Source organism: Flavobacterium sp. AK-345 (assembly GCF_058310175.1).
In genome coordinates this window covers 175923-200542 of sequence record NZ_JBZEER010000002.1, presented here as the reverse complement: position 1 = coordinate 200542, position 24620 = coordinate 175923, and the positions used below count along the sequence as shown (strand labels likewise).

23 protein-coding genes are annotated in these 24620 nt (G+C 33.5%); 6 read left to right on the top strand and 17 right to left on the bottom strand.

Going from position 1 to position 24620, the window contains the following annotated elements:
- Window positions 1-93 precede the first annotated feature (93 nt).
- Together AC4FQ3_RS05175 and AC4FQ3_RS05170 are read left to right on the top strand one after the other, a co-directional pair.
- The gene (locus AC4FQ3_RS05175) at window positions 94-2427 is read left to right on the top strand and encodes a GH92 family glycosyl hydrolase (RefSeq protein ID WP_491181120.1); all 2334 of its coding nucleotides are present in this window, start codon (window positions 94-96) and stop codon (window positions 2425-2427) included.
- A gap of 208 nt (window positions 2428-2635) precedes the next feature.
- A complete protein-coding gene (locus AC4FQ3_RS05170; protein ID WP_154783054.1) occupies window positions 2636-3079 on the top strand; it encodes a hypothetical protein in 444 nt (147 codons plus the stop codon).
- A gap of 164 nt (window positions 3080-3243) precedes the next feature.
- On the opposite strand, the gene AC4FQ3_RS05165 is transcribed toward AC4FQ3_RS05170, so the two are convergent.
- From AC4FQ3_RS05165 to AC4FQ3_RS05095, 15 genes are all read right to left on the bottom strand, one after another.
- On the bottom strand, window positions 3244-5103 hold the full coding sequence (locus AC4FQ3_RS05165) for a M61 family metallopeptidase (RefSeq protein WP_491181119.1): 1860 nt from the start codon (window positions 5101-5103) through the stop codon (window positions 3244-3246).
- A gap of 98 nt (window positions 5104-5201) precedes the next feature.
- Window positions 5202-5480 carry a DUF2805 domain-containing protein gene (locus AC4FQ3_RS05160; protein ID WP_042563191.1) on the bottom strand — a complete coding sequence of 93 codons (279 nt, stop codon included), beginning with the start codon at window positions 5478-5480 and terminating at the stop codon, window positions 5202-5204.
- Window positions 5481-5591: 111 nt separating this feature from the next.
- Complete coding sequence (locus AC4FQ3_RS05155; RefSeq protein ID WP_491181118.1) at window positions 5592-6428, bottom strand: sterol desaturase family protein; 837 nt, start codon at window positions 6426-6428, stop codon at window positions 5592-5594.
- A gap of 142 nt (window positions 6429-6570) precedes the next feature.
- Complete coding sequence (locus AC4FQ3_RS05150) at window positions 6571-6810, bottom strand: GlsB/YeaQ/YmgE family stress response membrane protein (protein WP_491181117.1); 240 nt, start codon at window positions 6808-6810, stop codon at window positions 6571-6573.
- Window positions 6811-6842: 32 nt separating this feature from the next.
- Window positions 6843-7553: an aquaporin Z gene (gene aqpZ / locus AC4FQ3_RS05145; RefSeq protein ID WP_073393299.1), complete on the bottom strand. Its 711-nt coding sequence runs from the start codon at window positions 7551-7553 to the stop codon at window positions 6843-6845.
- Window positions 7554-7583: 30 nt separating this feature from the next.
- Window positions 7584-7940 (bottom strand): DoxX family protein, encoded by a 357-nt coding sequence (locus tag AC4FQ3_RS05140; RefSeq protein WP_491181116.1) that lies wholly within the window; start codon window positions 7938-7940, stop codon window positions 7584-7586.
- Between the two features lie 85 nt (window positions 7941-8025).
- The gene (locus AC4FQ3_RS05135) at window positions 8026-8922 is read right to left on the bottom strand and encodes an EamA family transporter (protein ID WP_491181115.1); all 897 of its coding nucleotides are present in this window, start codon (window positions 8920-8922) and stop codon (window positions 8026-8028) included.
- A gap of 210 nt (window positions 8923-9132) precedes the next feature.
- Window positions 9133-10263 (bottom strand): peptidylprolyl isomerase, encoded by a 1131-nt coding sequence (locus tag AC4FQ3_RS05130; RefSeq protein WP_491181114.1) that lies wholly within the window; start codon window positions 10261-10263, stop codon window positions 9133-9135.
- A 50-nt stretch (window positions 10264-10313) separates the two neighbouring features.
- Window positions 10314-11387 (bottom strand): peptidylprolyl isomerase, encoded by a 1074-nt coding sequence (locus AC4FQ3_RS05125; protein ID WP_073393307.1) that lies wholly within the window; start codon window positions 11385-11387, stop codon window positions 10314-10316.
- Window positions 11388-11402: 15 nt separating this feature from the next.
- On the bottom strand, window positions 11403-12101 hold the full coding sequence (gene gldI / locus AC4FQ3_RS05120; RefSeq protein WP_491181113.1) for a gliding motility-associated peptidyl-prolyl isomerase GldI: 699 nt from the start codon (window positions 12099-12101) through the stop codon (window positions 11403-11405).
- Between the two features lie 5 nt (window positions 12102-12106).
- Entirely contained in the window at window positions 12107-13111 is a 1005-nt protein-coding gene (locus AC4FQ3_RS05115) for a DHH family phosphoesterase (protein ID WP_073393311.1), read from the bottom strand.
- A 247-nt stretch (window positions 13112-13358) separates the two neighbouring features.
- A complete protein-coding gene (locus tag AC4FQ3_RS05110) occupies window positions 13359-14618 on the bottom strand; it encodes a voltage-gated chloride channel family protein (protein WP_491181387.1) in 1260 nt (419 codons plus the stop codon).
- A gap of 108 nt (window positions 14619-14726) precedes the next feature.
- On the bottom strand, window positions 14727-15110 hold the full coding sequence (locus tag AC4FQ3_RS05105; protein WP_042563203.1) for a RidA family protein: 384 nt from the start codon (window positions 15108-15110) through the stop codon (window positions 14727-14729).
- A gap of 165 nt (window positions 15111-15275) precedes the next feature.
- Entirely contained in the window at window positions 15276-15581 is a 306-nt protein-coding gene (locus tag AC4FQ3_RS05100) for a chaperone modulator CbpM (protein WP_052483518.1), read from the bottom strand.
- On the bottom strand, window positions 15574-16500 hold the full coding sequence (locus tag AC4FQ3_RS05095) for a DnaJ C-terminal domain-containing protein (protein ID WP_491181112.1): 927 nt from the start codon (window positions 16498-16500) through the stop codon (window positions 15574-15576). Before AC4FQ3_RS05095 ends, AC4FQ3_RS05100 begins: the two co-directional genes overlap by 8 nt.
- A gap of 248 nt (window positions 16501-16748) precedes the next feature.
- Between AC4FQ3_RS05095 and AC4FQ3_RS05090 the strand changes: the two genes are divergently transcribed.
- Both AC4FQ3_RS05090 and AC4FQ3_RS05085 read left to right on the top strand, forming a co-directional pair.
- Window positions 16749-17165, top strand: a complete 417-nt coding sequence (locus AC4FQ3_RS05090; RefSeq protein ID WP_491181111.1) for a hypothetical protein — start codon at window positions 16749-16751, stop codon at window positions 17163-17165.
- 232 nt (window positions 17166-17397) lie between these two features.
- On the top strand, window positions 17398-18105 hold the full coding sequence (locus AC4FQ3_RS05085; protein ID WP_073393325.1) for a hypothetical protein: 708 nt from the start codon (window positions 17398-17400) through the stop codon (window positions 18103-18105).
- 92 nt (window positions 18106-18197) lie between these two features.
- Here the strand turns inward: AC4FQ3_RS05085 and AC4FQ3_RS05080 are convergent, their stop codons facing one another.
- Together AC4FQ3_RS05080 and AC4FQ3_RS05075 are read right to left on the bottom strand one after the other, a co-directional pair.
- Window positions 18198-19934, bottom strand: coding sequence for a thiamine pyrophosphate-dependent enzyme (locus AC4FQ3_RS05080; RefSeq protein ID WP_491181110.1), 1737 nt, complete (start codon window positions 19932-19934; stop codon window positions 18198-18200).
- 204 nt (window positions 19935-20138) lie between these two features.
- On the bottom strand, window positions 20139-20666 hold the full coding sequence (locus AC4FQ3_RS05075) for a hypothetical protein (protein ID WP_491181109.1): 528 nt from the start codon (window positions 20664-20666) through the stop codon (window positions 20139-20141).
- Window positions 20667-21033: 367 nt separating this feature from the next.
- Here AC4FQ3_RS05075 and guaA point away from each other — a divergent pair, with 367 nt between their 5' ends.
- Both guaA and AC4FQ3_RS05065 read left to right on the top strand, forming a co-directional pair.
- The gene (guaA, locus tag AC4FQ3_RS05070) at window positions 21034-22563 is read left to right on the top strand and encodes a glutamine-hydrolyzing GMP synthase (protein WP_042563209.1); all 1530 of its coding nucleotides are present in this window, start codon (window positions 21034-21036) and stop codon (window positions 22561-22563) included.
- Between the two features lie 62 nt (window positions 22564-22625).
- The gene (locus AC4FQ3_RS05065; RefSeq protein WP_491181108.1) at window positions 22626-24536 is read left to right on the top strand and encodes a LysM peptidoglycan-binding domain-containing protein; all 1911 of its coding nucleotides are present in this window, start codon (window positions 22626-22628) and stop codon (window positions 24534-24536) included.
- The last annotated feature ends 84 nt before the right edge of the window (window positions 24537-24620 follow it).

Sequence of the window (24620 nt, the reverse complement as noted above, 5' to 3'; positions counted from 1 at the left end):
ATATTTATATTTTTTAAATTCCATTTTTGTCGTAATTTCCTAACGTGAAATTGAAATTAATTCAGTTTTGCAAATAATATTAAATACACATCAATGAATATTATAAAAACAAAACACCTTCTTTTTGGATTATCAGTTTTGCTATTTGGTTTTACGAATGAAGTAAATGCTCAAAAGAAAACAGACAGCTTTAAAAATTTAATTCAATACGTTGACCCAATGATTGGTACAGCCAAAATGGGACATACGTATCCTGGCGCAACAGTTCCGTTTGGGAGTGTACAATTAAGCCCTGAAACAGATACAATTGCTTATAGTTTAAACGGAAAATACAATGGTGAAGTTTACAAATATTGTGCAGGCTATCAATATGAAGATAAAACTATTGTAGGTTTTAGCCATACCCATTTTAGCGGGACAGGACATTCTGATTTGGGGGATTTTTTAATAATGCCAACAACGGGAAAGTTACAATTGAACCCAGGAGTCGCTTCAAAATCACTATCCGGATATCGCTCTGCATTTTCGCATTCGACCGAAAAAGCAGAACCGGCTTATTACAGCGTTCTTCTTGAAGATCATAATATTAAAGCTGAACTTACGGCAACAACCCGCGTAGGAATGCATCAATATATCTTTCCAAAATCTGATGAAGCACATATAATTCTTGATTTAACTTCGGGAATTTACAACTATGATAAAAAGAATGTCTGGACATTTGTTCGTGTAGAAAACGATACTTTAATTACAGGATATCGCCAGACAAATGGTTGGGCTAGAACAAGAACCGTTTATTTTGCAATGTCTTTCAGTAAACCAATTAAAAGCTACGGTGAGGCGGCGCAGGAAAAAAGTGTGTACAGGGGTTTTTGGGGAAGATTTGATCAAACCAAAAACTTTCCGGAAATGGCAGGTCAAAACCTAAAACTGTTTTTTGATTTTAATACCGAAGAAGGCGAAAAAATCAAAATAAAAATGGCTTTATCTCCGGTGAGTTCTGCCGGTGCGCTTGAGAATATGAAAAAAGAAGTTCCGGGTTGGGATTTTGAAAAAATAAAAAAACAAAGTCAGGAAATTTGGAACAAAGAATTGAATAAAATTCAGATTGAAACTATTCAGAAAGAAGATTTAGTGAATTTTTACACGGCAATGTACCATGCATTTCTAGGTCCAACAGAATACATGGATTTAGATGGAAATTACAAAGGTCTGGATATGAATGTTCATAAAGCTGAAAACTTCAAGAACTACACAAGCTATTCATTATGGGATACTTATAGAGCTTTACATCCATTGTTTAATATTGTTCAGCCTTCCAGAAACTCAGATATGATTAGTTCGATGTTGGCACATTCAGACCAAAGTGTGCACAAAATGCTGCCAATCTGGTCGCACTATGCTAACGAAAACTGGTGCATGATTGGATACCATTCTGTTTCTGTCGTTGCTGATGCGATTGTAAAAGGCAACACCAATTTTGATCCTGAAAAAGCACTTCAGGCATGTGTAAATACTGCGAAAGTTCCGTATTACGATGGATTGGAATATTATATGAAAAAAGGATACGTTCCCGAAGACAAAAATGGATCTTCGGTTTCTAAAACTTTAGAGTACGCTTATGATGATTGGGCAATTGCGCAGGCAGCCAAAAAATTAGGCAAAACTGAAATTTATAATGAATTTATCGAAAGATCTAAAAACTACAAAAACGTTTATGATGAAAAAACAGGTTTTATGCGTCCTAAATTAGACGACGGAACTTTCAAAAAAGAATTTGACCCGCTAGACACGCACGGACAAGGTTTTATCGAAGGGAATTCATGGAATTATAGTTTGTATGTTCCGCAGGATCCTGCTGAAATGATTAAGATGATGGGTGGAAACGACAAATTTAATGTTCGTTTAGATTCGTTATTCAACATGCATTTGCCGGACAAATATTTTGAGAATACCGAAGATATTACAAGAGAAGGAATTATAGGTAATTATGTTCACGGAAACGAACCTTCGCATCACGTTGTTTATTTGTACAACTGGACAAATTCTCCATGGAAAGCACAGGACAAAATTAGAATGATCCTGAAAAAAATGTACCGAAATGGAGCCGACGGTTTAGGCGGAAATGACGATTTCGGGCAAATGAGCGCCTGGTATATTTTTAGCAGTTTAGGGTTTTACCCAGTTGCGCCCGGTTCTGATGAATATGCTTTGGGAAGTCCGTTGGTTAAAAAAGCTGTTTTTAATTTGGAAAATGGAAAGAAATTCGAAGTTGAAACCGTAAATCAATCGGATAAAAATGTCTTTGTGAGTAAAGTATTGTTGAATGGAAAACAACTTTCAAGACCTTTCTTAAAACATGCAGATGTTATAAATGGCGGGAAAATTACTTTTTATATGAGTTCGAAACCGAATAAGAGGAATTACTAGGTTGTGTTAAAATTAGGATTGATTTTGACTTCCTGCAAGGTTTTCAAAACCTTGTAGGTCTATTTTGGTGATGGATATATAATACCTACAAGGTTTTGAAAACCTTGCAGGATTCGTGGCGAAAAAATACAGCAAACAAAAACTCTAAACATAACAAACTTTGCAAAAACTTCACGAAATTTGCACTTCAAATATTAGAACAATAATTATGAAAATAAATCTAAAATCAGGAATTGATAAATTGCTTTTCGGAATGAAGCAAAACGATGTAACGGCTGCTTTGGGAAAACCTGATAAAAATTATAAAGACGAAGATGATAATGTGATTTTTGTATACAATGCACAAAAAATCAGATTGACATTTTATGAAGAAGAAGAATTAAAATTAGGTTATTTAGTAGCTTCAAGTAATGATTTAGAAGTTTTTGGATTCAAGTTAATTGGAAGAAAAATTGCTGATGTAAAGAAAGATTTTGCTGCAAAAGGAATCACAAAATACACTCAGGAAACTTTTGATACTTTCGAAAATTATTTCAATGAAGACAATTGGTTTATTCTTCAAACAGAATTTGATGAAGTTGTGAAGTTTGAAGTAGGAGCTATCATTAATGATAAAGATGAATTTGACTGGAAGTTTCCGGTGAAGAAATAAACTCAATTTTGTCATTTCGAGGAACGAGAAATCACATCCAGAGAGCGACGAACTGTATGTTCTCACTTTATGTGATTTCTCGTTCCTCGAAATGACAAAATGAGAATAAAAAAAGCTCCAATCTTTTGATTGGAGCTTTTTGTCTTTGTAACTAAAAAAGAAATTTACCCTTTCAACCATGCAGTTTTAAGTTTCTCTTTTGAAGCATCTGTAGCTTTAAAAGTTTCTTTTTCTTCGTATGGAAGTTTCACAGTTCCTTTTATAGTTTGTTCTTTGCCATCACGTTTTATTTGAAGCGTAATAGGATCATTTTCTTTCCAGTTTTCACTTTCTGTAATCAAATCGTAGATGTTGTCAAGGTTGTAAGTTTTGCCATTTACAGTTGTTATACCATCACCGGCTTTAAGATTTAAATTTGTAAAAAACACATTTAAGTCAACATCCTTGCGAATACTTATTGCTTTAGTCGCTTTGTCAACACCAATATAAGGCTGCTGTCCTTTAATGAAAATTGTTCCGGGTGCTTTTTCAACAGATTTTGTTACGCCTACTTTTGCTAAATAAGTTTCATAAGGAATAGGAGTAGTTCCGGCAACATAAGTTTTTAAGAATTCACCAACTTCAGGATATGTCAATTGAGTAATTTTTGCAAAAAGCTCATTATCGTTAAATGGTTTTTCAACGCCATATTCGCTGGATAATTTATGCATTAAGTCAAGAATTCCTCTTTCTCCATTACTTTTTTCTCTAATAATGATGTCTATACACATACCAATTAAAGCTCCTTTTTGGTATACATTTAAGTATTGGTCTTTGTAAGGTGGCTCTAAAACATTTTTGCTCATTACCGTAAACGACATTGTATCATTTAAACCTTTTGCCTGTTCTATTTTATCAGCAATACGAGTATAGAATTCGGCTTCGTCAATTAAACCCTGATTAATTTGAAAAAGGTTTGCAAAGTATTCAGTTACACCTTCATACATCCATAAATGCTCTGACATTTTTGGTGCATTATAATCAAAATACTGGATTTCTTTTGAATGTACAGTTAGCGGAGTTACAATATGGAAAAACTCATGAGAAACTACATCTTTCATAGATTCAACCAATTTTTCTTTTGGCATTGATTCCGGCAAAACAACTGTTGTAGCAGTTGGGTGTTCTAAAGCACCAAAACCGTGTGCATCATCTTTTGCCATGCTTGATAAATACAATAAAACAGTATATTTTTTAGTCGCATTTACTTTTCCTAAAAAGTTTTTTTGCGCCGTCATCATTGTTTTCATTTCCGGTGTTATACTTTCGGCTGTAAATTTTCCTGTTGGAGAATAAACGGCGATTAAAATATCCATTCCGTTTACATTGAAAGTTGTATAGTCTGGTTTAGAATACATAATTGGATTTTCAACCAACACAGCATAACGTGGCGTAGTAAAAACGTCACTTGTTTTGCTTGCATCTTCATCATTCATAGAAGTTGCTCCCCAAAGTGTTTCAGGATGCGTAATGGTAACTTTATACGGAACATCTAATTTATCCTGAAAATACCCCACAAAACCGTGTGTATTGACCATGAAATTGATTCCTGCGTTGATATTAGTTCCTGCTGGTGAGAAAACGTCATCATTACCAAAGCCGGTTCCTTTTTCAGTATCAAAAGTATCACCAACTAAATAAGTTATTTTTGTTAATGTTTTGGCATTTGAAATGGACCATGAATTATCGTCGATTCTTTTTACTGTTAAAGCGTTTCCTTTAGCATCAAAAGCTTTAAAATCATCAGAATATTTACCGTAATTATCTGTAGAATAAGTTCCCGGAACTGTTTTTGGGATACTATAAATAATTTCATCTGTTTTTATTTCCGGCGGAGTAACGGTTACCAAAACTTTATCGTCTTTTACATCAACAAGATTAATAGTAACGGCCACGGTATTACTTTTTGCAGCTCCGGAACCCGTACCGGTTTTACAGCTCCAAAACGTTACCGCAAGAGCTAATGTGTAAAGTATTTTTTTCATTTGTTTATGTTTAGTTATGTGTATTTGACTTATAAAATGTAATAATGTTACATAAAATTAAAAATAAAAAAAAACTCCCGATTCACAGGAGTTTTATGCTAGTCAAGTTTGTTCTTTATGTAATATTTTCCATCCAAATCTTCATCAAAATCATCTATTTTAACGGGTTTTGGTTTTGGTTTATTTGCGATCGCCTTCTTTTTCCACATTTCAAATTTTTCGAGTGGCATTTTCTTTTTCATGATTTCCAGAACTTCTTTTTCTGCCAATCCAAATTCTTTTTTTATAATTTCAAATGGATTTCTTTCTTCCAATGCCAACGAAACAAGTTTTTCCGTTTGTTCCCAGCTCAACTCTTTGCGGTTACTCTTTTTCATCACGTGAAAATTAATTCAAAATAGGGGTTAATGATTAATAGATTGATTTTCAATTTAAGTATCAATATTAATAAAAAAAATAATTAGTTGGTTCGATCAGGTGTGTTTTTTTTAATGATTTTGCTTGTTTTTTTTGGATCTTGATTTTTGAAACGGAATTTTTAATAAATTTTTCAATTTGTTATGCTCATCTGCTGTCATGTGAGTATCTACTCCGTATATTAATTCTTCTTTTGGCAACGTTGTAAAAGTGCCAAAAAGCCGATCCCAAACAGAAAAAATGTTTCCATAATTGCTATCAGTGTATGGTAAAACATAATGATGATGTACTTTGTGCATATTAGGAGAAACGATAAAATAACTCAGAATATTATCTAATTTAGGAGGCAGCGAAATATTTGCATGATTAAATTGAGAAGCTATGACAGATAATGATTGATAAAGAAAAACCATCCACATTGGACTTCCCACTATTAAAACGCCTGCAGTTGTAAATAAAAAACGAATGATGCTTTCTCCCGGATGATGCCGATTTGCAGTTGTAGTATCAATCCAGGTATCTGTATGATGAATTAAATGAAAACGCCATAAAAATTTTATTTTATGTTCGATAAAATGCGCTAAATAAGCGCCTATTAAATCTAATAAAAGCAAACCAATAAGGGTATAAAGCCAAATTGGAATTTTTGGGAGCCATTGCAAAATTCCAAAATTGTTTTCGGTTGTCCAGGCAGCGGTTTTAATTAGTATAAAAGCTAAAATGAAATTTACGATAATAGTTGTAATCGTAAAAAAGATATTTATTCCTGCGTGATGCCATTTTCTATATTGCATCCGGAATAGTGGAAATGTACTTTCGATAAGCCAAAAAATAGTTATTCCTCCAACCAAAATTAAACTTCGGTGTGAAGATGGAATCGTACTGAAATAAGCAATGATTTCATTCATAATAAACTTATTAATTTAAATAGAACAAACTTTTTCGCTTTAAAGTGTATTAAAGTTACTAATATTTCATAAAAAAAGAGAAAATCAAATATAAATATATAAGATTTTCTCTTTTAGAATAAATTATCTTAATGAAGACTTATTACTTTTTGATAAGGCTGATAATAAATAATAAAACCCAGGCTCCTCCAACAGCGATTAGTATTTGCCATAAAAGGCCGCCTCCTCCAATTCCAAGTTTACCGGCAATCCATCCGCCGACGAATCCACCAATAATTCCAACGATGATATTACCAATTAATCCAAAGCCTGCACCTTTCCAAACCTGACCCGCTAACCATCCTGAAATTGCTCCAATAAGTAAGAAATATAAAAATTCCATATTTTAAATTTTAATGTTATTTGTAAATAATACTATTCTGTATCGTCTTGTTTTTGTAATAATGTTTTATAAATGAATCCGGCAACAATAGCTCCTAAAATTGGTGCAACCCAAAATAACCAGACTTGCGAAAGTGGTTCGCCACCCACAAAAATTGCCTGAGACAATGATCTTGCCGGATTAACAGAAGTATTTGTGATCGGAATACTTATTAAGTGAATTAATGTTAGGGCTAAACCAATTGCAATACCAGCAAAAGAGGTGTTTGCAAATTTATCTGTAGCACCTAAAATGATTAATAAGAAAAACAAGGTAAGCACAAATTCAGCAATAAAAGCTGCTGCTAAAGAATATCCGTCCGGAGAAAAAGCACCAAAACCATTTGATGCAAATGCTCCCGCTTTGGTTGCATCAATTACAAAACCTGCTTTTCCCGAAGCAATTGTATATAATGTACCTGCTGCTGCAATTGCACCTATACATTGCGCGATTATATAAGGGATCAAATCTTTTGCAGGGAATCTTCCTCCGGCCCACAAACCAAACGAAACAGCGGGGTTAAAATGTCCGCCTGAAATATGACCAACAGCATATGCCATTGTTAATACCGTTAAACCAAAAGCCAATGCAACACCTGCAAAACCAATCCCCAATTCAGGAAATCCTGCCGCAAAAAGTGCACTTCCACAACCACCAAAAACCAGCCAATAAGTTCCGAAGAACTCTGCAAATAATTTTTTCATAGTAAATAAATTTAATTAATAGTTTGTTTGTTAAAGGGTATATTTATATGCCCATAAAATCAATACAATTTGTAAGGGCAAACGTATTAATAAAATAATTTTTAACAAAGAAAAACTTCCTTTTTTCTTACAAAACATATAAACATTTGCAGGAAAAACAGCAATTAATAATGCTATAATTCCCCAGGCAGCCAATTTTGTTGTAAAAGGAACTATTAGCAGGATGCCTAAAATAATTTCGGCAGCTCCACTTAAAATATTTAATAGTTTGGGGTTCGGCAGATAGGAGGGAATGATCTTAATGTACATTCCCGGATTTTTGAAATGATTAATTCCCGCAATTATATAAAGAAAAGCCATTAAATATAAATGCCAGGGTAGGTTCATGATAGGATTATTTATCACGAAATTATAAAAAAAATTAACAAAAATTGATTTACAATAACTTTATTTTTAATGAAACGTAAATTTGTTAATTTTTACGTTTGAAATTTATATTCATTATAATAATGGCAAGAATGATTAAAACAATTCCAACCCATTGTAAAAAGATAACTTTTTCATTTAATAAAATATATGCCATCATTACTGAAACTGGTAATTCGAGAGCAGAAACAATGCTTCCTAAGCCAATTCCTGTTAATGGAAACCCTGCATTCATAAGCATCGGAGGAATTATTGTTCCAAATAAAGACAGAATGATTCCCCATTTCATGAAAATGGCAAGATTAAAAGCAGTTGTCTGGGTAGCAAATGCAAATGAAAATACAATTATTGCTCCTCCTAATAGCATATACAGGCTACGCTGCGCAGATGAAATTTCAGTAGCAACACGATTTGCAGTAAACATAGTTGTCGTAAAAGACGCTGCAGCCATAATTCCCCATGCAATACCTCTCCAATCCAATTTTATATCATTATTGATAATATTGGTCGCCAAAACAGTTCCAATCAAAACAATAAACACGGCAATAACTTTTTGTTTTGAAGGTAATTTTTTTTCCAGAATCATTTCCAGCAAAACACCCATCCAAACAGTTTGCATCAATAAAACGATACCAATAGAAACAGGAATATACTTTACAGCCAGATAATAGAATAAACTGGTCATTCCTAATGAAGTTCCCGCAAGCATTAAGCTAAATATGTTTTTTGGCGTTGCTTTTGCAACATTATCTTTATGCTTTATTTTTTGAAATGTATTAATTAATAAGATACCAATAATTCCCAATACAAATTGAGATGTTGTTACTTCAGCAGTAGTATATCCTTCAGAATAAGCCATTTTTACAAAAGTAGCCAGCATTCCATAAGTTGTAGCACCAATTGCAACTAAAAATACTCCCTTTAATACATTGTTTTGTGACATCTTAAATTGTTTTAATTAAAAATAAAAGCCGGCAAAGGTAAGCTATTTTGTTTAGGATTTAATAGAAAACAGTTGTAAACATTATTAGTGTTGCGATTTCAGGTTTAATTTTAGACGTAAAATTGTGAATTTGTTAGATTTATGTTAGATTTAATAAAATAAAAAACCCATCAATAATGATGGGTTTTTATATCTAAAATTTAAAATAAATTATTTTAAAGCTGGTTGATTTTGATAAGTTTCGATTTCAAAAACCAAAGTTGCGTTTGGCGGAATTACTCCTCCTGCACCTTTTTCTCCGTAAGCTAAATTTGAAGGAAGAAAGAAAATTACTTTTTCTCCATCAGTCATCATACCTAATGCTTCTAAGAAACCAGGAATCATTCCGTCTTTTTTACCTACTGTAAAAGGAAAAGCCTGATATCCTTTTTGTGCATCTCTGTTAGCATCATATTTACCATATGCTTTTGCTACCTGAGACATGCTGCTGTCAAAAAGATTTCCGTCTTCAAAATATCCTGCATAGTGAAAATAAATTGTAGATCCGTCAGCTCCTTTTACCCCGGTTCCTTTTTGTGTAATAACATATTGTAGACCAGATGGTGTTGAAGTTGCTTTGGCTTTAGTAGCAGCAAAATAAGCCGCTTTTTCAGCAATTACTTTCTTACTTTCCGCTTTTTTGGCTTCATCTTTTTTTGCATCATCAGCTATAACTTTTAAAGCATCAAATTTTTTAGCCGCAGCACCTTTACGAGTAATAGTAATTTTTGTCATGATATCGTCCTGAACAATTTTATTTACATTGTCCATTCCTGAAACTACGTGACCAAAAATAGTATGTTTTCCATTTAACCAAGGTGTTTCTTTATGTGTGATAAAAAACTGGCTTCCGTTTGTTGCCGGACCAGAATTTGCCATGGCTAAAACACCACCTTTTTCAAATTTTAATTCTTCAACAAATTCATCTTTAAATGAATATCCTGGACCTCCCGAACCGTTTCCATCAGGATCTCCACCCTGAATCATGAAATCATTGATAACTCTGTGAAATTTCAAGCCGTCATAAAATGGTTTTCCTTTTAGTCTTTCTACTTTTACATTAGGATTTGTACCTTCTGCCAAAGAAATAAAATTAGCCACAGTAACTGGCGCTTTTACATATTCTAAAGACAAAACAATATCACCTTTAGTTGTAGAAATAGTAGCAAAAATCCCCTCATTAGGATTTGCCTGTGCAACTGCTTTTGTTGTAGCTGGCTTTTTAGCAGTAGTTTTTTTTGTTGCTTGTGCCTGAACATTGATTATTGCAAGGCAAAATAAAAATAGAAATTTAAATTTCATCGTGTTTTAGAATTTAAGTCTGTAATAATGTTTCAAAAATAAGAATATTATTACGGTTTTTCCAGTAATTGTACTTCAAAAATAATATTAGCATTTGGAGGAATAACTCCACCGGCTCCCGCAGCTCCGTAAGCTAAATGAGAAGGGATAAAAAGAACAGCTTTATCACCAAAAGAAAGCTTTTCAATACCTTCAATAAATCCTGGGATCATACCGTCTTTTTTACCTGCCTGAAAAGGAATTGGCGAATATGCTTTTGCTTCAGCTCTTGCAGGATCAAATTTCCCAAAAGTTTTGGCAACGTCTTCAATACTTGTGTCAAACAAAGTTCCGTCTTCTAAAAATCCTGCGTAGTGAATGTATAACTGTGTTCCTATTGCAGGTTTTTTACCGGCTCCTTTTTCAGTAATTACATATTCTAAACCTGTTGAAGTTTTAGTTGCTTTTGCTTTTTGAGCAGCATAATAGTCAATTTTTTCTTTTTGAACTCCTGCAAATTTGCTTTTTTCTTTTGCTATATCTGAAAAATAATCATTAAAAACTTTTACAGCATCAAATTTTTTAGCAGCTTCTCCATTTCTGATAATAGTAACAGAAACGATAGTATCGTCTTGTTTTACCTGATTGACAACTTCTTGTCCTTTTTCAACCACATGACCAAAAATAGTATGTTTTCCGTTTAACCACGGTGTCTCAACATGTGTGATAAAAAACTGACTGCTGTTTGTTCCCGGACCATTGTTTGCCATTGCCAAAACACCGGCTTTGTCAAATTTTAAATCAGTGAATTCGTCTTTAAATTTATATCCTGTATCACCAGAACCTGTTCCTTCAGGATCTCCTGTCTGAATCATGAAATCTTCGATAACTCTGTGAAACTTTAATCCGTTGTAAAACGGTTTTCCTTTTAGATAATCTTTGGTTACAAATTCATTTTTCCCTTCGGCCAAAGTCACAAAATTTGCAACAGTAACAGGTGCTTTTTTATAATCTAATTCAACAATAATATGACCTTTGTTGGTTTCAATATCTGCATATAAACCGTCAGGCAAATTGCTATGCTCGTCTTTACAAGAATAAAATGAGGAAACGGCTAATAGTAATAATAAAATACTTTTTTTCATTTTTAAAATATTGTTTTATGGTTTTACAGTGTCTTTTTTAGTTTCAGTGGCTGCTTTTTTAACTGCCGGTTTTGTTGGCTGAACCGCTGGATTTTTTGTTGCAGCGGCAGTTGTTGTGCCTGTAGTTGTTGTACCTGGAGTTGCTGTTGAAGTTGTTACAACAGCCGGATCCGGAACAAAATTTCTTAGTGTTACAGTGCAAATCAACGATTCATTGGTTCCGATTTTTTTATTATCGCCATGATACCCGTATGCAATATGTGATGGAAATAAAAATGTAACGGTTTCATTTTTATGCATCAGCTTAATACCGTCGCGTAATCCCATCATGATATCTTGTTTGTCAACATAATAAGTTTGCGGGCCAAGCTCTGCTTCAGAATAAATAATTTTACCTTCAATATCTTTTATTTCTAAATTAAAATAAGCGATATCTCCTTTTTTGGGAGTTTGTGTATCGGTTAGATTTTTTTCATCATAAGAAAGCCAGTAACCTTTTCTGGTTGCATAATATTTTACTTTCGGGTTGCTTTTGATGATTTTTTTAATAACATCTTCTTCGCTTGCAACCAGTTTTTTATTACGGTCAGCCGATTTTTTCATAAAAGAACCTGAAGATCTCGAAATAGGTCTTCTGGCTTCTTCATGTTGTTTACAGCTAACCAATAAAACAGCAAAAAGTAGGGTGTAAATGCTTAGTTTTAAGTAGTTCATTTGGGTTATATTTTTAGTTTTGTTACTAAATCTTCAAATTTTTTCACCGTTTCTTCCATAGAAACTTCTGATCTTCCTCCGGCAGCGTTGCTGTGGCCTCCACCATTAAAATGATCTCTGGCGAATTGATTTACGTCAAATCCTCCTTGCGAACGGAAAGATATTTTAATAATATTTTCGTCTTTATTTTCTATAAAAATAGCAGTAAAACAGATTCCTTTTATGCTTAATCCGTAATTAACAATTCCTTCTGTATCGCCTTTTACATAATGAAATGTATCTAATTCTTGTTGTGTAAGTGTCGTATAAGAAGCTTTATATTCTTCAAAAACTTTCATGTTTTGCAATGCACGACCTAATAATTGCAAACGACTGTAAGAACTATTATCAAATAAAAGAACAGGAATTTGAGTATTCTCTACTCCTAAATCTATCAATTCGGCAATAATGCGGTGTGTATTTCCTGTTGTTCCCGGAAAACGAAATGATCCGGAATCAGTTAATATTCCGGTATAAATGCAAGTTGCGATGGTTTTATCTAAATCTTGTTTTTTATCTAAAAAAGAAATGAAATTATAAACCATTTCGCAGGTAGAACCAAACGCGGTGTCAGAGTACATATAAGTGGCATAATCATCAGGTTTTTGGTGATGATCGATCATGATAAATGGCGCAGTTAGTTTTGCTAAAGTATGTTCCATTTCGCCTGTACGATGAAAAGCATTAAAGTCAAGTGTAAAAATTAACTCGGCTTCTTCTAATATTTTGGTGCAGTTTTCAGTGTCTTTTTCGAATATTTTTACGGTTTCAGAACCTGGTAACCAGGCTAGGAAATCAGGAAAATCATTAGGCGCAATCACCGTTGGCTGATGATTGTTTTTTAATAAAAAGTGGTATAAACCTAACGTAGATCCCATGGCGTCGCCATCTGGACCTCTGTGCGGAATTATGGCGATTTTCTTTGGGGTTGCGAGCAACAATTGTATCGCTTGAATATCTTGTATTTTCATAGTGTGCGAATTTACATTTTTTTAATGTAATGCTGAAATCATTTTATATTTTAAGTTAGATGTTACGGGTTATTGATTAAAAGTTTTTTGAATTGGTTAATTCTTGGTTTGAATTCCGAAAAATTGAACGCGGATGAAACGGATTCGCTAAAGCGAAAACGCGGATTTAAGCAGATTTATTTAGATTGAAATTTCGCAAAGATTCACAAAGAATTCAGAGATTCACGAAAGTTTTGGAATTTGGAATTTAATTTTTGGAATTTTCTTTTATTATTGGATTTTGGAATTTAAAAAATTGGAATTTATTTTTCGAGACAATTTGTGATTTATAAATTCCAACAGAACCTGAGGAAAAATAAGCAACAATACAAGCAATTGCAATAAAAATTCCGGGTTGAAGACCAAATAATTCCAGCCCCATAATGGTGCAGGCAATAGGAGTGTGGGTCGCGCCCGAAAATACGGCTACGAATCCTAAACCTGCCAAAAGTGCAATTGGCATTGGAATAATTGCAGATAAAGCACTTCCTAAAGTGGCACCTACAAAGAATAACGGAGTTACTTCTCCGCCTTTAAACCCGGCTCCTAACGTAAATCCGGTAAATAATATTTTGAGTAAAAAGTCATACCATTGGTTTTGATTTGAAAATGAATCCACAATTTCCGGAACTCCTAATCCTGAGAATTTTGTAAATCCAAAACCTGCTATTGCTATGGCTAAAATGATTCCGCCAATGAAAGGTCTTAAAGGTGGATATTTAATTTTTGAAAAAAGTGAACCCCAAAAGTGCGTACTTCTCGAAAATAATAAAGCAGCAAGTCCGGATAAAACGCCAATGATAATGGTATAAAATATGGTGGAAATTGAAATTTGTGGAATCTCAGGAATACTGTAATGTGTATGTTTTACCTGCCAGAATTCTACTGTAAAATAAGCGACATAAGCCACTAAAAAGGATAAAAGGATACTTTTGAGATTTATTTTACTGAAGTATAGAACTTCTAAAGCAAATATAGCGCCCGCCAACGGTGTTCCAAAAACAGATGCAAAACCAGCGCTGATACCGAGAATAATTAGGATTTTGCGTTCGGAATTATCTAGTTTGAAAATTTTCGTGAATTGATCTGCAATTGCGCCGCCCATTTGTACAGCCGTGCCTTCGCGGCCTGCAGAACCTCCGAATAAATGAGTAATTAAAGTTCCAAAAAGAACTAACGGAGCCATTTTAAACGGAATTATTTTTTGCGGATTTTCGTATTCTTCCAGCAATAAATTATTGCCTTTTACAACCGATCCTCCCCAATAATAATAACTCAATCCAACTAATAATCCGCCGAAAGGCAAAAACCAGACAATCCAGTCGTGATGAATTCTAAATTGAGTAACAAATTCTAATGAAACTAAAAAAAATGCCGACGCAGATCCTGAAAAAATACCTATCAAAACGCAGATCAAAATCCATTTGAAAGTGGTAAGGAATATTTCTTTTGGTTTTTGAGAAGTCATTAATGTAAATGCGGGCAGATTTTTCGCCACGAATTCACGAATTTAGAAAAAAATATCTGTTTTGATCTTTTTAGAATAGTAATTCGTGAATTCGTGGCTAAAAAAATATTATTGTATCACAGCTGTAAATTCAATTTCAACTAAATATTCAGGAGCAACCAATTTACTGATTTCATAAAAACCAGTTGTAGGTTTTACATCTTTAAAGAAAGCAGAATGCGCTCTTGCAACATCTTCAAAAGTTGAAATGTTGGTTGTAAAAATACGCGTTCTGATTACATCTTTCATTCCAACATTCAAATCTTCAAGAACTTTTTCAACACGTTCCAAAATATTATACGTTTGAGCATAAGCATCGTCAGCTTTTACTTTTTCGCCATCAACAATTGCCACAGTTCCTGAAACTTCGATAATATTACCAATTCTTACAGCACGGCAATATCCCATTTTATCTTCCCATGGTGATCCTGTCAAGATGTTTTCTCTTTTCATTTTGTTAGTTTTTCTGAATCGTTTTTGTCAGTTTTAAAAACAAATTCGGGTTAATTAATTCTGCTGCAATTTATAAAATATGTAGCTGAAAAGGAGGGATTTTGTTTGAAATCCATCTGCAAATTATTCTTTTTTGTGATATTTTGAATCGAAAAATTGAAGTGATTATTCGATTTGATGCTGCTCAAAAAGGCGAAGCTTGTTTTGCGTCGCTGTTAAGTTTTGCTGTAAAGTTTCAATTTTATTCAGCAAATGATAAATGGCATCAATTCCTTCCAGATTGATTTTAAGATCATAATGCATTCGTATCATTTTTTCTATAGCAGGCAATTGTTCCGGCTGTAAATATTCATCTTCTTCCTGAATAATAATTTCAACTAAACCATAATTATTCAGCTCTGTTATAAAAGTATTTTCAATTTCGTGATACAGGCAAAATTGTTTTATCTGGATTAAATTTTTACTATTCATGATTTTTGATTTTAGCTAATTCTGCGAATAATTCTTTTTCTTTCTGAGATAATTTTGTTGGTGTTTTTACATTATAAGTAATGTATAAATCACCAAATTGATTCTCTTTTTTATAAACCGGAAATCCTTTTCCTTTCAGTTTCACCTTCGTTCCGGTTTGGGTTTCGGCAGGAACTTTAATTTTTACTTTTCCATCAAAAGTATTCACGTAAATTTCTCCGCCTAAAATTGCGGTATACAAATCAAGATCAACATCTGAATATAAATTATTTCCTTCGCGTTTAAAATCAGAATTGTTTTCGATATTAAAAGTAATATACAAATCACCATTCGGACCACCGTTTGCACCTGGACCGCCATGACCGGGGATTTTTATAATCTGACCATTTTCGACACCTGCCGGAATTGTGATTCGGATATTTTTTCCGTTCACGGCCAAATTTTGTTTGTGTGTGGTATATGCCGAAGCCAAATCTAATTGTAGTTCGGCATTAAAATCCTGACCTCGATATTTTGCCTGACTTCTGGAACTTCTTCCTGCAGATCCGTACATGGAATTGAAGAAATCTGAAAAATCACTTCCCGAAAAATCGCCTCCAAAACCGGAAAAGTCTCCGCCCGAAAAATCAGAACTGCTTTGTTGTCCTGATCGCTGTTGATTTGGGTCGTAACCCGCTTTCTCAAATTCGTCTGCATGCTGCCAGTCTTTGCCGTATTTGTCGTATTTTTTTCGGTTTTCGGGATTGCTTAAAACCTCATTTGCTTCGTTGATTTCCTTAAATTTTTTCTCCGCTTCTTTATCATTCGGATTTAAATCAGGATGGTATTTTCTGGCCAGTTTTCGATACGCTTTTTTAATCTCAGTTTCTGTGGCTGATTTTGAAACATCTAATGTTTTATAATAGTCTATATAATCCATTTTCTGTGTTTTTTTAGTGGAATAATTAAGGTATTGAAGTTAGGAATAAGTTGATGATTTTCAAAATTTTATTTTGGTACTTTCTTATAAAAAAATAATTTCTCATTATGTTAAAATAAAATAATTCTTACAATTTAGTTTTATTAATATAGGATTTTGTCTATTATTGCAAAATAATATAGACTATTATCTATTTCTTTAAGGCAATTAAAAAATTATAAAGAAAAATAAAATCTAATATTTTAGCTATGAGAAAATTATCTTTTCAAAAACCAATTTGGAATGTTGTGCTATTAGTTACAATGTCGTTATTATTTATTAATTGCAGTTCAAGCCATGATGACGAAATTATTCCATCAAATAATATGGCATTTAATGTAGCCGATTTTTCTTTGAACATAACAAGAAAACAGCTTTATGGTGATTATCTCGCCATAGATTTTGATGTAAAAAACATTTCAAAAACTTCTTATAGTGTTTATGAACAAGGAACATTCTCTGTAAAATTTACTGCAAAAAGTACTGATGGTGAAGTATTTCAACGAATAACGTATGTAGATTATTTGGAAGCCGGAGTTACTTATTCTGATTATGTTCATCTGAATTTTAGTGCAAATAAAACCTTAGATGTTTCTACGCTAACAGCCGTAATTGTTAAAGATTAAAGGAGAATAACAAATCCGACTTGTGAAAATGAGTCGGATTTTTTTATTTATATAATTTGAGAGAGTAAAATTACGATCGCTTTTTTTGGCAGGTTTTTTGATTCTAAAAATTAGCCTAATATATTGTTATAAAAATCTTAAAGCTGTAGTGCCTAACTAAATTATGCTATTTTTGTGAAGCTACTTTTTGGGTTTGTAAAATTTTAAAAGCCGATTTGATAATACTATTTCAATGAAACATATTTTATTTTTCATATTATTTTTTACTGCCGCAGCAATGTCGGCACAAACTGAATTTAGTACTAAATACAAAAGTATTCCTGCACCAAAGTTTAGTGCAAAGCCAAAGAAAATTCCTGAAGTAAAAGATCCTCAGGGAGAAAATTCAGATATTCCAAGTATAAAAACACCCAATGTTTTTGAGAATACAAGTATAACTCCAAAATCAAAATTTCAGATTGGAGAAGAAAAAAGTAAATTCACCATGTCTACAGAAACTGATTTTGCCAATCCCGGCGATCGTTATGTGCCCAAAATGGAGAAAGAACTGGATAAAGCCTTAAAAGATGCCGGACTAAAAGAAGGAAGGGGAGAATTGGTTAAGAAAAATATTTCCCTTGGAGATTTCAGAACCAAATCAGAATATTTTATTGTGAAATTCAGGGATTTTGGTGCCATTGATGGAGATTTGGTCAGAGTTTCATCCAATGATAGAGTTATTGCAAATCAATTATTTTTGGATGCCAGCTTTAAACAGGTAAAAATCGACCTTGTTAATGGTTTTAATAAACTCGATTTTGAAGCCTTAAACATTGGAACATTGGGAGGAAACACTGCAGAAATTCAGGTTTACGATGATAAAGGAGCCTTAATAACCAATGATTATTGGAACAATCTTGCTGCAGGTTTTAAAGCTTCGATTGTTGTTACGAAAGAGTGACTTTTGAGGTACAAAGCAACAAAGGTTCAAAGGGACAAAGTTGCTATACTTTGAAACCTCTGAACCTTTGTTGCTTTGCAACTTTGAACCTTTTAAAAGCCTTCTTTCAAATGTTTATAATTTGATTTAACGGTATCTAAAACTTCATCCATTTTACCGCCCAGCATTAATCGTGTCATAGATTTTGCCATACCCACAACTTGTTCCCATTCTACTTTTGGAGGCATTGCCAGTGCGTTTGGATTTGTAAAGACATTCAATAAAACGGGACCATTGTGTCGGAATGCATTTTCAATTGCTCCTTCAACTTCTTCGGGTTTATGAACATTTACACCCTTAAACCCCATTGCCTGAGCAATAAGTCCGAAGTCAGGATTTACCATATCGGTTTCGTTATCCGGCAATCCCTGAACTTCCATTTCGAGTTTTACCATTCCCAAAGCGCGATTATTAAAAACAATAATTTTGATCGGAATATTATATTGATGAATGGTTGCCAAATCACCCAATAACATAGACAAACCGCCATCGCCACACATGGCAATGACTTGTCTTTCAGGATGTGCGAGAGCTGCACCAATAGCCATTGGCATTGCATTTGCCATTGATCCGTGATTAAAAGAACCCAGCATTTTTCGTTCACCGGTTCCTTTAATAAAACGAGCTCCCCAAACACAGGTCATTCCCGTATCTACGGTAAAAATCGCATCGTTATTGGCTAATTTATCGATAATATGAGCGACGTATTCGGGTTGAATCGTGTCTTCTCCGCCATTGTCATCGATATAAATGTTCATGTTTTCTTTTACACTTGCATAAAATTTAAGCTGAGCCTGTAAAAAACTGTCGTCTGTTTTGTTTTCCAGCAAGGGCAGCAAAGCTTCTATTGTATCGGCAACATCACCGCATAATCCCATATAAAGATTGGCTCTTCGACCTAAACGTTCGGTGCTGGTGTCAATTTGAATGATTTTATTATCAGTAGGCATGAATTTATCATACGGAAAATCAGTTCCTAATAATAAAACTAAGTGTGATTCGTGCATACTATGATATGCTGAAGGCTGACCAAGTAAGCCTGTCATTCCAATTTCATTAGGATTATTAGGCTGAATACTCATTTTTCCTCTAAAAGAATATCCTACAGGAGCCTTAATATGTTGTGATAATTGTACCACCTGATCGTGTGCTTTTTCAGCTCCAATTCCGCAGAATAAAGTGATTTTTGTACTCTCATTTATGGCTTTTGCCAAATGCTGTAATTCATTATCAGAAGGGCGGATAACGGGATTACAATGAAAATACTGAGTTGATATATTGCTTTCAACCGCTTTTAATTCAGAAACGTCGCCGGGCAGACCAATAACAGCAACACCTTTTTTGCCTAAGGCGTGTTGTATAGCAGTTTGTATGATTCTTGGAGCTTGTTCAGCCGTCATAATCATTTGATTATAACAACTGCAATCGTCGAAAAGTTTGATGGTATTGGTTTCCTGAAAATAATCCATCCCCATTTCTCCTGTATTTATTGTGGATGCAATGGCTAACAAAGGCACATGTGAGCGATGTGCATCATATAATCCATTAATTAAATGAACATGTCCCGGACCGCAACTTCCTGCACAAACAGCAAAACCGTCTAATTCGGCTTCGGCAGCGGCGGCATAAGCACCTACTTCTTCATGACGAACATGAATCCATTTTATTTTTCCGTTTCTTCGTATCGCATCATTAAAATGATTTAAGCTATCACCGGTAACTGCGTAAACACGTTTTACTCCGGCTTCTACCAACATTTCAACTAATTGTTCTGCAACTATTTTACTCATCGAATGTGTTTTTTAGAATTCCTCTTAAAGGTAACACTCATTTCGATTGGGTTTGTTTTATATTTAAAGAATTATATTTTATAATCTACATTAATTTAGGTTCAAAGTGGCAAAGGTTCAAAGGTTCAAAGGAACAAAGCCGTAAAAGCCACTACACTTTTAAAAACTCTGAACCTTTGTCGCTTTGTAACTTTGTACCTTTTTCTAAAACGGATCCGCAGTCACTCCAAATTTCATATCTGCTTTTACGGTTACATCTTTTGTAAGTGTTTCTTTTAAGGTAACCTGTGTTCTAATTTTATATTTATCGGCTTTTATGTATTTGTCTAATCTGGCGTTCGTGCTAATTAGTTCAATCATATTCGTTGTTTCGTTGATATTATCCTGATACGCCAATTCTATTTCATCAGAATCTGTAGTTGAGATATAAAGGTGAATAGATTTTAGAAATGTAAAAGTTTTTCCGTCAGGACTTGTGATCGTTAGGTTGAGCGATTTTAGTTTTACATCTTTTACCAAACCCGCTTCCGTTTTATTGTTTTTAAATTCTGCCGATGAATTTGTTGTAACATCCGGCGTAATAATTTCCGTAGGTAAATTAATAGGCGAAGTACTTTTTATCTGAATTGAAGCTTCGTTTGAAATTGTAAATGACAATAAATCGTCAATAGCATTGCAGGAAGTGAAAAATGCAGCTAATAAAAGGGTAATGGCAATTAGTTTTGATTTCATACTTGAATGGTTTTTTGCATAGATACGAAGTTTTGGGATTATTGGATTTTTGTTTTTTAGATACAAAGTTTCAAAGACACAAAGGTTTAAAGGAAAAATCCTTCAAATCATAAATTTTAAAATCTTCCAACCTTTGTAAATCAGATTCTTTCAATTTAAAATTGAAAATAAAAGAAATATATATTTTAAGGCAAAAAGATTAAAATTAATAAAGAGACAAAGAAAAATCTTTCAAATTATGAGATTTAAAACCTCAGAACCTTTGAATCTCAGAACCTTTGAACCTAAAATCGGAACTGTGAAAAAAAAATATTTTTTTTTCACAGTTCCGATTTTTCAATTTCGAATATAAAAAGTATTTTTGCGCATGCAACACAACGTACTTATTTTAGATTTCGGATCGCAATATACACAGCTTATTGCGCGTAGAGTTCGCGAATTAAATATATTCTGCGAAATTTTTCCTTACAATCACTTTCCTAGTGATTTATCACCTTATAAAGCCGTAATTTTAGGAGGAAGCCCATTTTCTGTTCGCGCAGAAGATGCTCCACATCCTGATTTATCTCAAATTCGAGGCAAATTACCAATGTTGGCAGTTTGTTACGGAGCACAATATTTAGCGCATTTTAGCGGAGGTGAAGTAGCAGCTTCAAACACCAGAGAATATGGTAGAGCTAATTTGTCTTATATTAAAGACAATGAAACTTTCTTTGAAGGCGTTTCAGAAAACAGTCAGGTTTGGATGAGCCATAGCGATAGTATCAAAGCTTTGCCAACCAATGCTGTGAAATTGGCGAGTACTCACGATGTAGAATATGCAGCTTATAAAATTGATGGAGAAACTACTTATGCTATTCAATATCATCCAGAGGTTTTCCATTCTACAGATGGATCAAAAATGCTGGAAAACTTTTTAGTAAAAATTGCTGAAGTTCCTCAAAACTTTACACCAAATGCTTTCGTAGAAGAAATGGTGGGAGAATTAAAAGAGAAACTAGGAAACGATAAGGTTGTTTTAGGACTTTCTGGCGGAGTAGATTCTACTGTTGCCGCAGTTTTATTACACCAGGCTATTGGAAAAAACTTATACTGTATTTTTGTAAATAACGGTTTGCTTCGTAAAAACGAATTCCAAAATGTATTAGATCAATACAAAGGAATGGGATTGAACGTAAAAGGAGTAGATGCCGGAGATCGTTTTCTTGGTGAATTAGCCGGAATTAGCGATCCTGAAACCAAACGTAAAACAATTGGTCGTGTATTTATCGAAGTTTTTGATGATGAATCACACTTGATCGAAGATGTAAAATGGTTGGCACAAGGAACTATTTATCCAGACGTTATCGAATCAGTTTCTGTAAAAGGACCATCGGCAACTATTAAATCGCACCATAATGTGGGTGGATTGCCGGATTATATGAAATTAAAAATTGTAGAACCGCTTAGAATGTTGTTTAAAGACGAAGTTCGAAGAGTTGGTGCTACTTTAGGAATAGATCCTGAATTATTAGGAAGACACCCTTTCCCGGGACCAGGATTATCAATTAGAATTCTTGGAGATATTACTCCGGAGAAAGTTCAGATTTTGCAAGATGTTGACGCTGTTTTTATTGACGGATTAAAATCTTGGGGATTATACGATAAAGTTTGGCAGGCAGGAGCAATCTTGCTTCCGGTAAATTCTGTTGGTGTGATGGGCGATGAGCGTACTTACGAAAAAGTAGTAGCGCTTAGAGCTGTTGAATCTACAGACGGAATGACTGCTGACTGGGTTCATTTACCTTATGAATTCCTGATGAAGGTCTCAAATGATATTATCAACAAGGTAAAAGGCGTGAATCGTGTAGTTTACGATATAAGTTCAAAACCACCTGCAACAATTGAGTGGGAATAGTACCATTTTTAAAATTAAGGTCTTACATTTGTAAGGCCTTAATTTTTTATAACCTACTATTTATGAGAGAACTTTTAACGATTTCTCTTGTGTTTATTTTGTCTTTTAACAAAATAACTGCGCAAGATTCAATTATTGAACACAAAATTCAAAAAGGAGAAACGGCTTATTTTATTGCCCAAAAATATAAGGTTTCTGTTGATGAAATTTACAAACTCAACCCCGAATCGCAAAGCGGAATAAAAGACAATCAGATTCTTAAAATTCCGGTTCATGCTGCAGAAAAACCAAACCAAAACCAAACTACTCATATTGTTGGTGCAAAAGAAACTCTTTTTGGTTTATCAAAACAATACGGGATTTCTGTAGAAGCGCTTCAAAATGCAAATCCAATTCTTGCCAACGGACTTCAGATTGGTCAGGAATTAGTTATTCCGCAAAATGCTTCAAATATTTCAAAAACTGAAATTACAAGTTCTTCAAAAGCAACCCATTTGGTTGTGGCAAAAGAATCGCTGTTTAGCATTGCCAGACAATACAATGTATCGGTTCAGGATTTAGAAACCTTAAATAAAGATTTACTACAAAACGGATTGCAGATTGGTCAGACAATTGCAATTCCGAATAAAAGAAAAACACTTGACGGAAGAGTTCGTGTAATTAATCAGGAAACTGTTTTTCATGTGGTTGAACCAAAGGAAACCAAATTTTCGATTGCTAAAAAATACGGAATTTCAATTGATCAGCTTGAATCTCAAAATCCTGAAATTGTAAACGGATTGGTTGTTGGCAATAAATTGGCCATCAATACAAAAGAAATAAAACCGGCAAATGAGAGTGAAGAATTGATGCTGGCTCTTGCCGAAAAACAAGTTGTTGTCGAAAAAACAAAAGCCAAAACGGTTGAAATTGATGATTTAAAAGACAGATTGGTTGTTCAGAAAGAAATGAATCAGAAAATTATAAAAATTAATGATTTGAAACTAAATCTGGATGATATGAGTGGTTCTAAAGATAATTCGGTTGAAAAACTGAGATTGGTTTTAGAAGCAAATAAAAATGTTCAGGATATTTTAATGGGAAAATTAGATTCTTTGGTTAATACAATGAACAATGATTTGGTTGAATTGAAAAGAATGGATGTTTTAAATATTGACCAATCAAAACGATTAGAAAAACAATCGTATGAAAGCATCGGAAAAACAAACGAATTATCGTCTCAATTAAAGAAAGAACTGGCTGAAAATAGAAAAGCATATGCCGGTTTAATGAATAAAGTAGAAAGAATCGCTGTCGAGGAAAATCAGGAATACAAGAAGAAAATCCGCGAAAGCGAAAAAAACACCAACAAAACAGGATTGCAGCAACGACTTTCGCTTGACGAAATAAAAAGATATAAAATTGAGCAGGAAAAAGGCGATGCACAAAATCAATTACTGATTTCTAAAATTGATTCTTTGGATACTCAAAAAACAATCGAAATAAAACGTCATATCAGTAAAGCCTCTTATTATAGTATGGAAGCCAGAAAGTTTGATGATAAAGTAGCTTTGATTAAACTGAAAAAATATCAGGATGAAGCGATTAAAAATCAAAATAAAGAAAATTCGGCAGTAGTTTCTAAATCAGTTTCAACAGAAGAAATGAGACAGGAATTAAAAGCAAACCCGCTTAAAAATGTAAAAAATGTAAAGATTGAAGTTTTTGATAATCTTAAAGAAGTTTCAAATGGCTATTACTTAGTTTTAGGTATATTTACCGATGCAGCGCCAAGAGATAAGTTAATTATGCAACTTATTGATTCGGGTGATTTTAATGCTAGTTTTTTCTTTAATATAAACAGTCTTTCCTATTATGTTTACTCAGATAAGTATCAAAATATGGAAGAAGTTTTATATCAATGCAAGAAAAGAGAAGAAGATGAGTTATATAAAAACATCATTATTGCTAAGGCCGAAATAGATCTTAGATAATTATTGTGTAAAAATTAACACTGGCCCGAATCTTGCTTTAAGCAAAATTAGTATCTTGTTTTTTGAATTAAAAATTAAATTGTT

Coding starts and splice junctions, on each gene's coding strand:
- AC4FQ3_RS05175 (WP_491181120.1), top strand. CDS start 94: ATGAATATTATAAAAACAAAACACCTTCTTTTTGGATTATCAGTTTTG.
- AC4FQ3_RS05170 (WP_154783054.1), top strand. CDS start 2,636: ATGAAAATAAATCTAAAATCAGGAATTGATAAATTGCTTTTCGGAATG.
- AC4FQ3_RS05165 (WP_491181119.1), bottom strand. CDS start 5,103: ATGAAAAAAATACTTTACACATTAGCTCTTGCGGTAACGTTTTGGAGC.
- AC4FQ3_RS05160 (WP_042563191.1), bottom strand. CDS start 5,480: ATGAAAAAGAGTAACCGCAAAGAGTTGAGCTGGGAACAAACGGAAAAA.
- AC4FQ3_RS05155 (WP_491181118.1), bottom strand. CDS start 6,428: ATGAATGAAATCATTGCTTATTTCAGTACGATTCCATCTTCACACCGA.
- AC4FQ3_RS05150 (WP_491181117.1), bottom strand. CDS start 6,810: ATGGAATTTTTATATTTCTTACTTATTGGAGCAATTTCAGGATGGTTA.
- aqpZ (WP_073393299.1), bottom strand. CDS start 7,553: ATGAAAAAATTATTTGCAGAGTTCTTCGGAACTTATTGGCTGGTTTTT.
- AC4FQ3_RS05140 (WP_491181116.1), bottom strand. CDS start 7,940: ATGAACCTACCCTGGCATTTATATTTAATGGCTTTTCTTTATATAATT.
- AC4FQ3_RS05135 (WP_491181115.1), bottom strand. CDS start 8,922: ATGTCACAAAACAATGTATTAAAGGGAGTATTTTTAGTTGCAATTGGT.
- AC4FQ3_RS05130 (WP_491181114.1), bottom strand. CDS start 10,263: ATGAAATTTAAATTTCTATTTTTATTTTGCCTTGCAATAATCAATGTT.
- AC4FQ3_RS05125 (WP_073393307.1), bottom strand. CDS start 11,387: ATGAAAAAAAGTATTTTATTATTACTATTAGCCGTTTCCTCATTTTAT.
- gldI (WP_491181113.1), bottom strand. CDS start 12,101: ATGAACTACTTAAAACTAAGCATTTACACCCTACTTTTTGCTGTTTTA.
- AC4FQ3_RS05115 (WP_073393311.1), bottom strand. CDS start 13,111: ATGAAAATACAAGATATTCAAGCGATACAATTGTTGCTCGCAACCCCA.
- AC4FQ3_RS05110 (WP_491181387.1), bottom strand. CDS start 14,618: ATGACTTCTCAAAAACCAAAAGAAATATTCCTTACCACTTTCAAATGG.
- AC4FQ3_RS05105 (WP_042563203.1), bottom strand. CDS start 15,110: ATGAAAAGAGAAAACATCTTGACAGGATCACCATGGGAAGATAAAATG.
- AC4FQ3_RS05100 (WP_052483518.1), bottom strand. CDS start 15,581: ATGAATAGTAAAAATTTAATCCAGATAAAACAATTTTGCCTGTATCAC.
- AC4FQ3_RS05095 (WP_491181112.1), bottom strand. CDS start 16,500: ATGGATTATATAGACTATTATAAAACATTAGATGTTTCAAAATCAGCC.
- AC4FQ3_RS05090 (WP_491181111.1), top strand. CDS start 16,749: ATGAGAAAATTATCTTTTCAAAAACCAATTTGGAATGTTGTGCTATTA.
- AC4FQ3_RS05085 (WP_073393325.1), top strand. CDS start 17,398: ATGAAACATATTTTATTTTTCATATTATTTTTTACTGCCGCAGCAATG.
- AC4FQ3_RS05080 (WP_491181110.1), bottom strand. CDS start 19,934: ATGAGTAAAATAGTTGCAGAACAATTAGTTGAAATGTTGGTAGAAGCC.
- AC4FQ3_RS05075 (WP_491181109.1), bottom strand. CDS start 20,666: ATGAAATCAAAACTAATTGCCATTACCCTTTTATTAGCTGCATTTTTC.
- guaA (WP_042563209.1), top strand. CDS start 21,034: ATGCAACACAACGTACTTATTTTAGATTTCGGATCGCAATATACACAG.
- AC4FQ3_RS05065 (WP_491181108.1), top strand. CDS start 22,626: ATGAGAGAACTTTTAACGATTTCTCTTGTGTTTATTTTGTCTTTTAAC.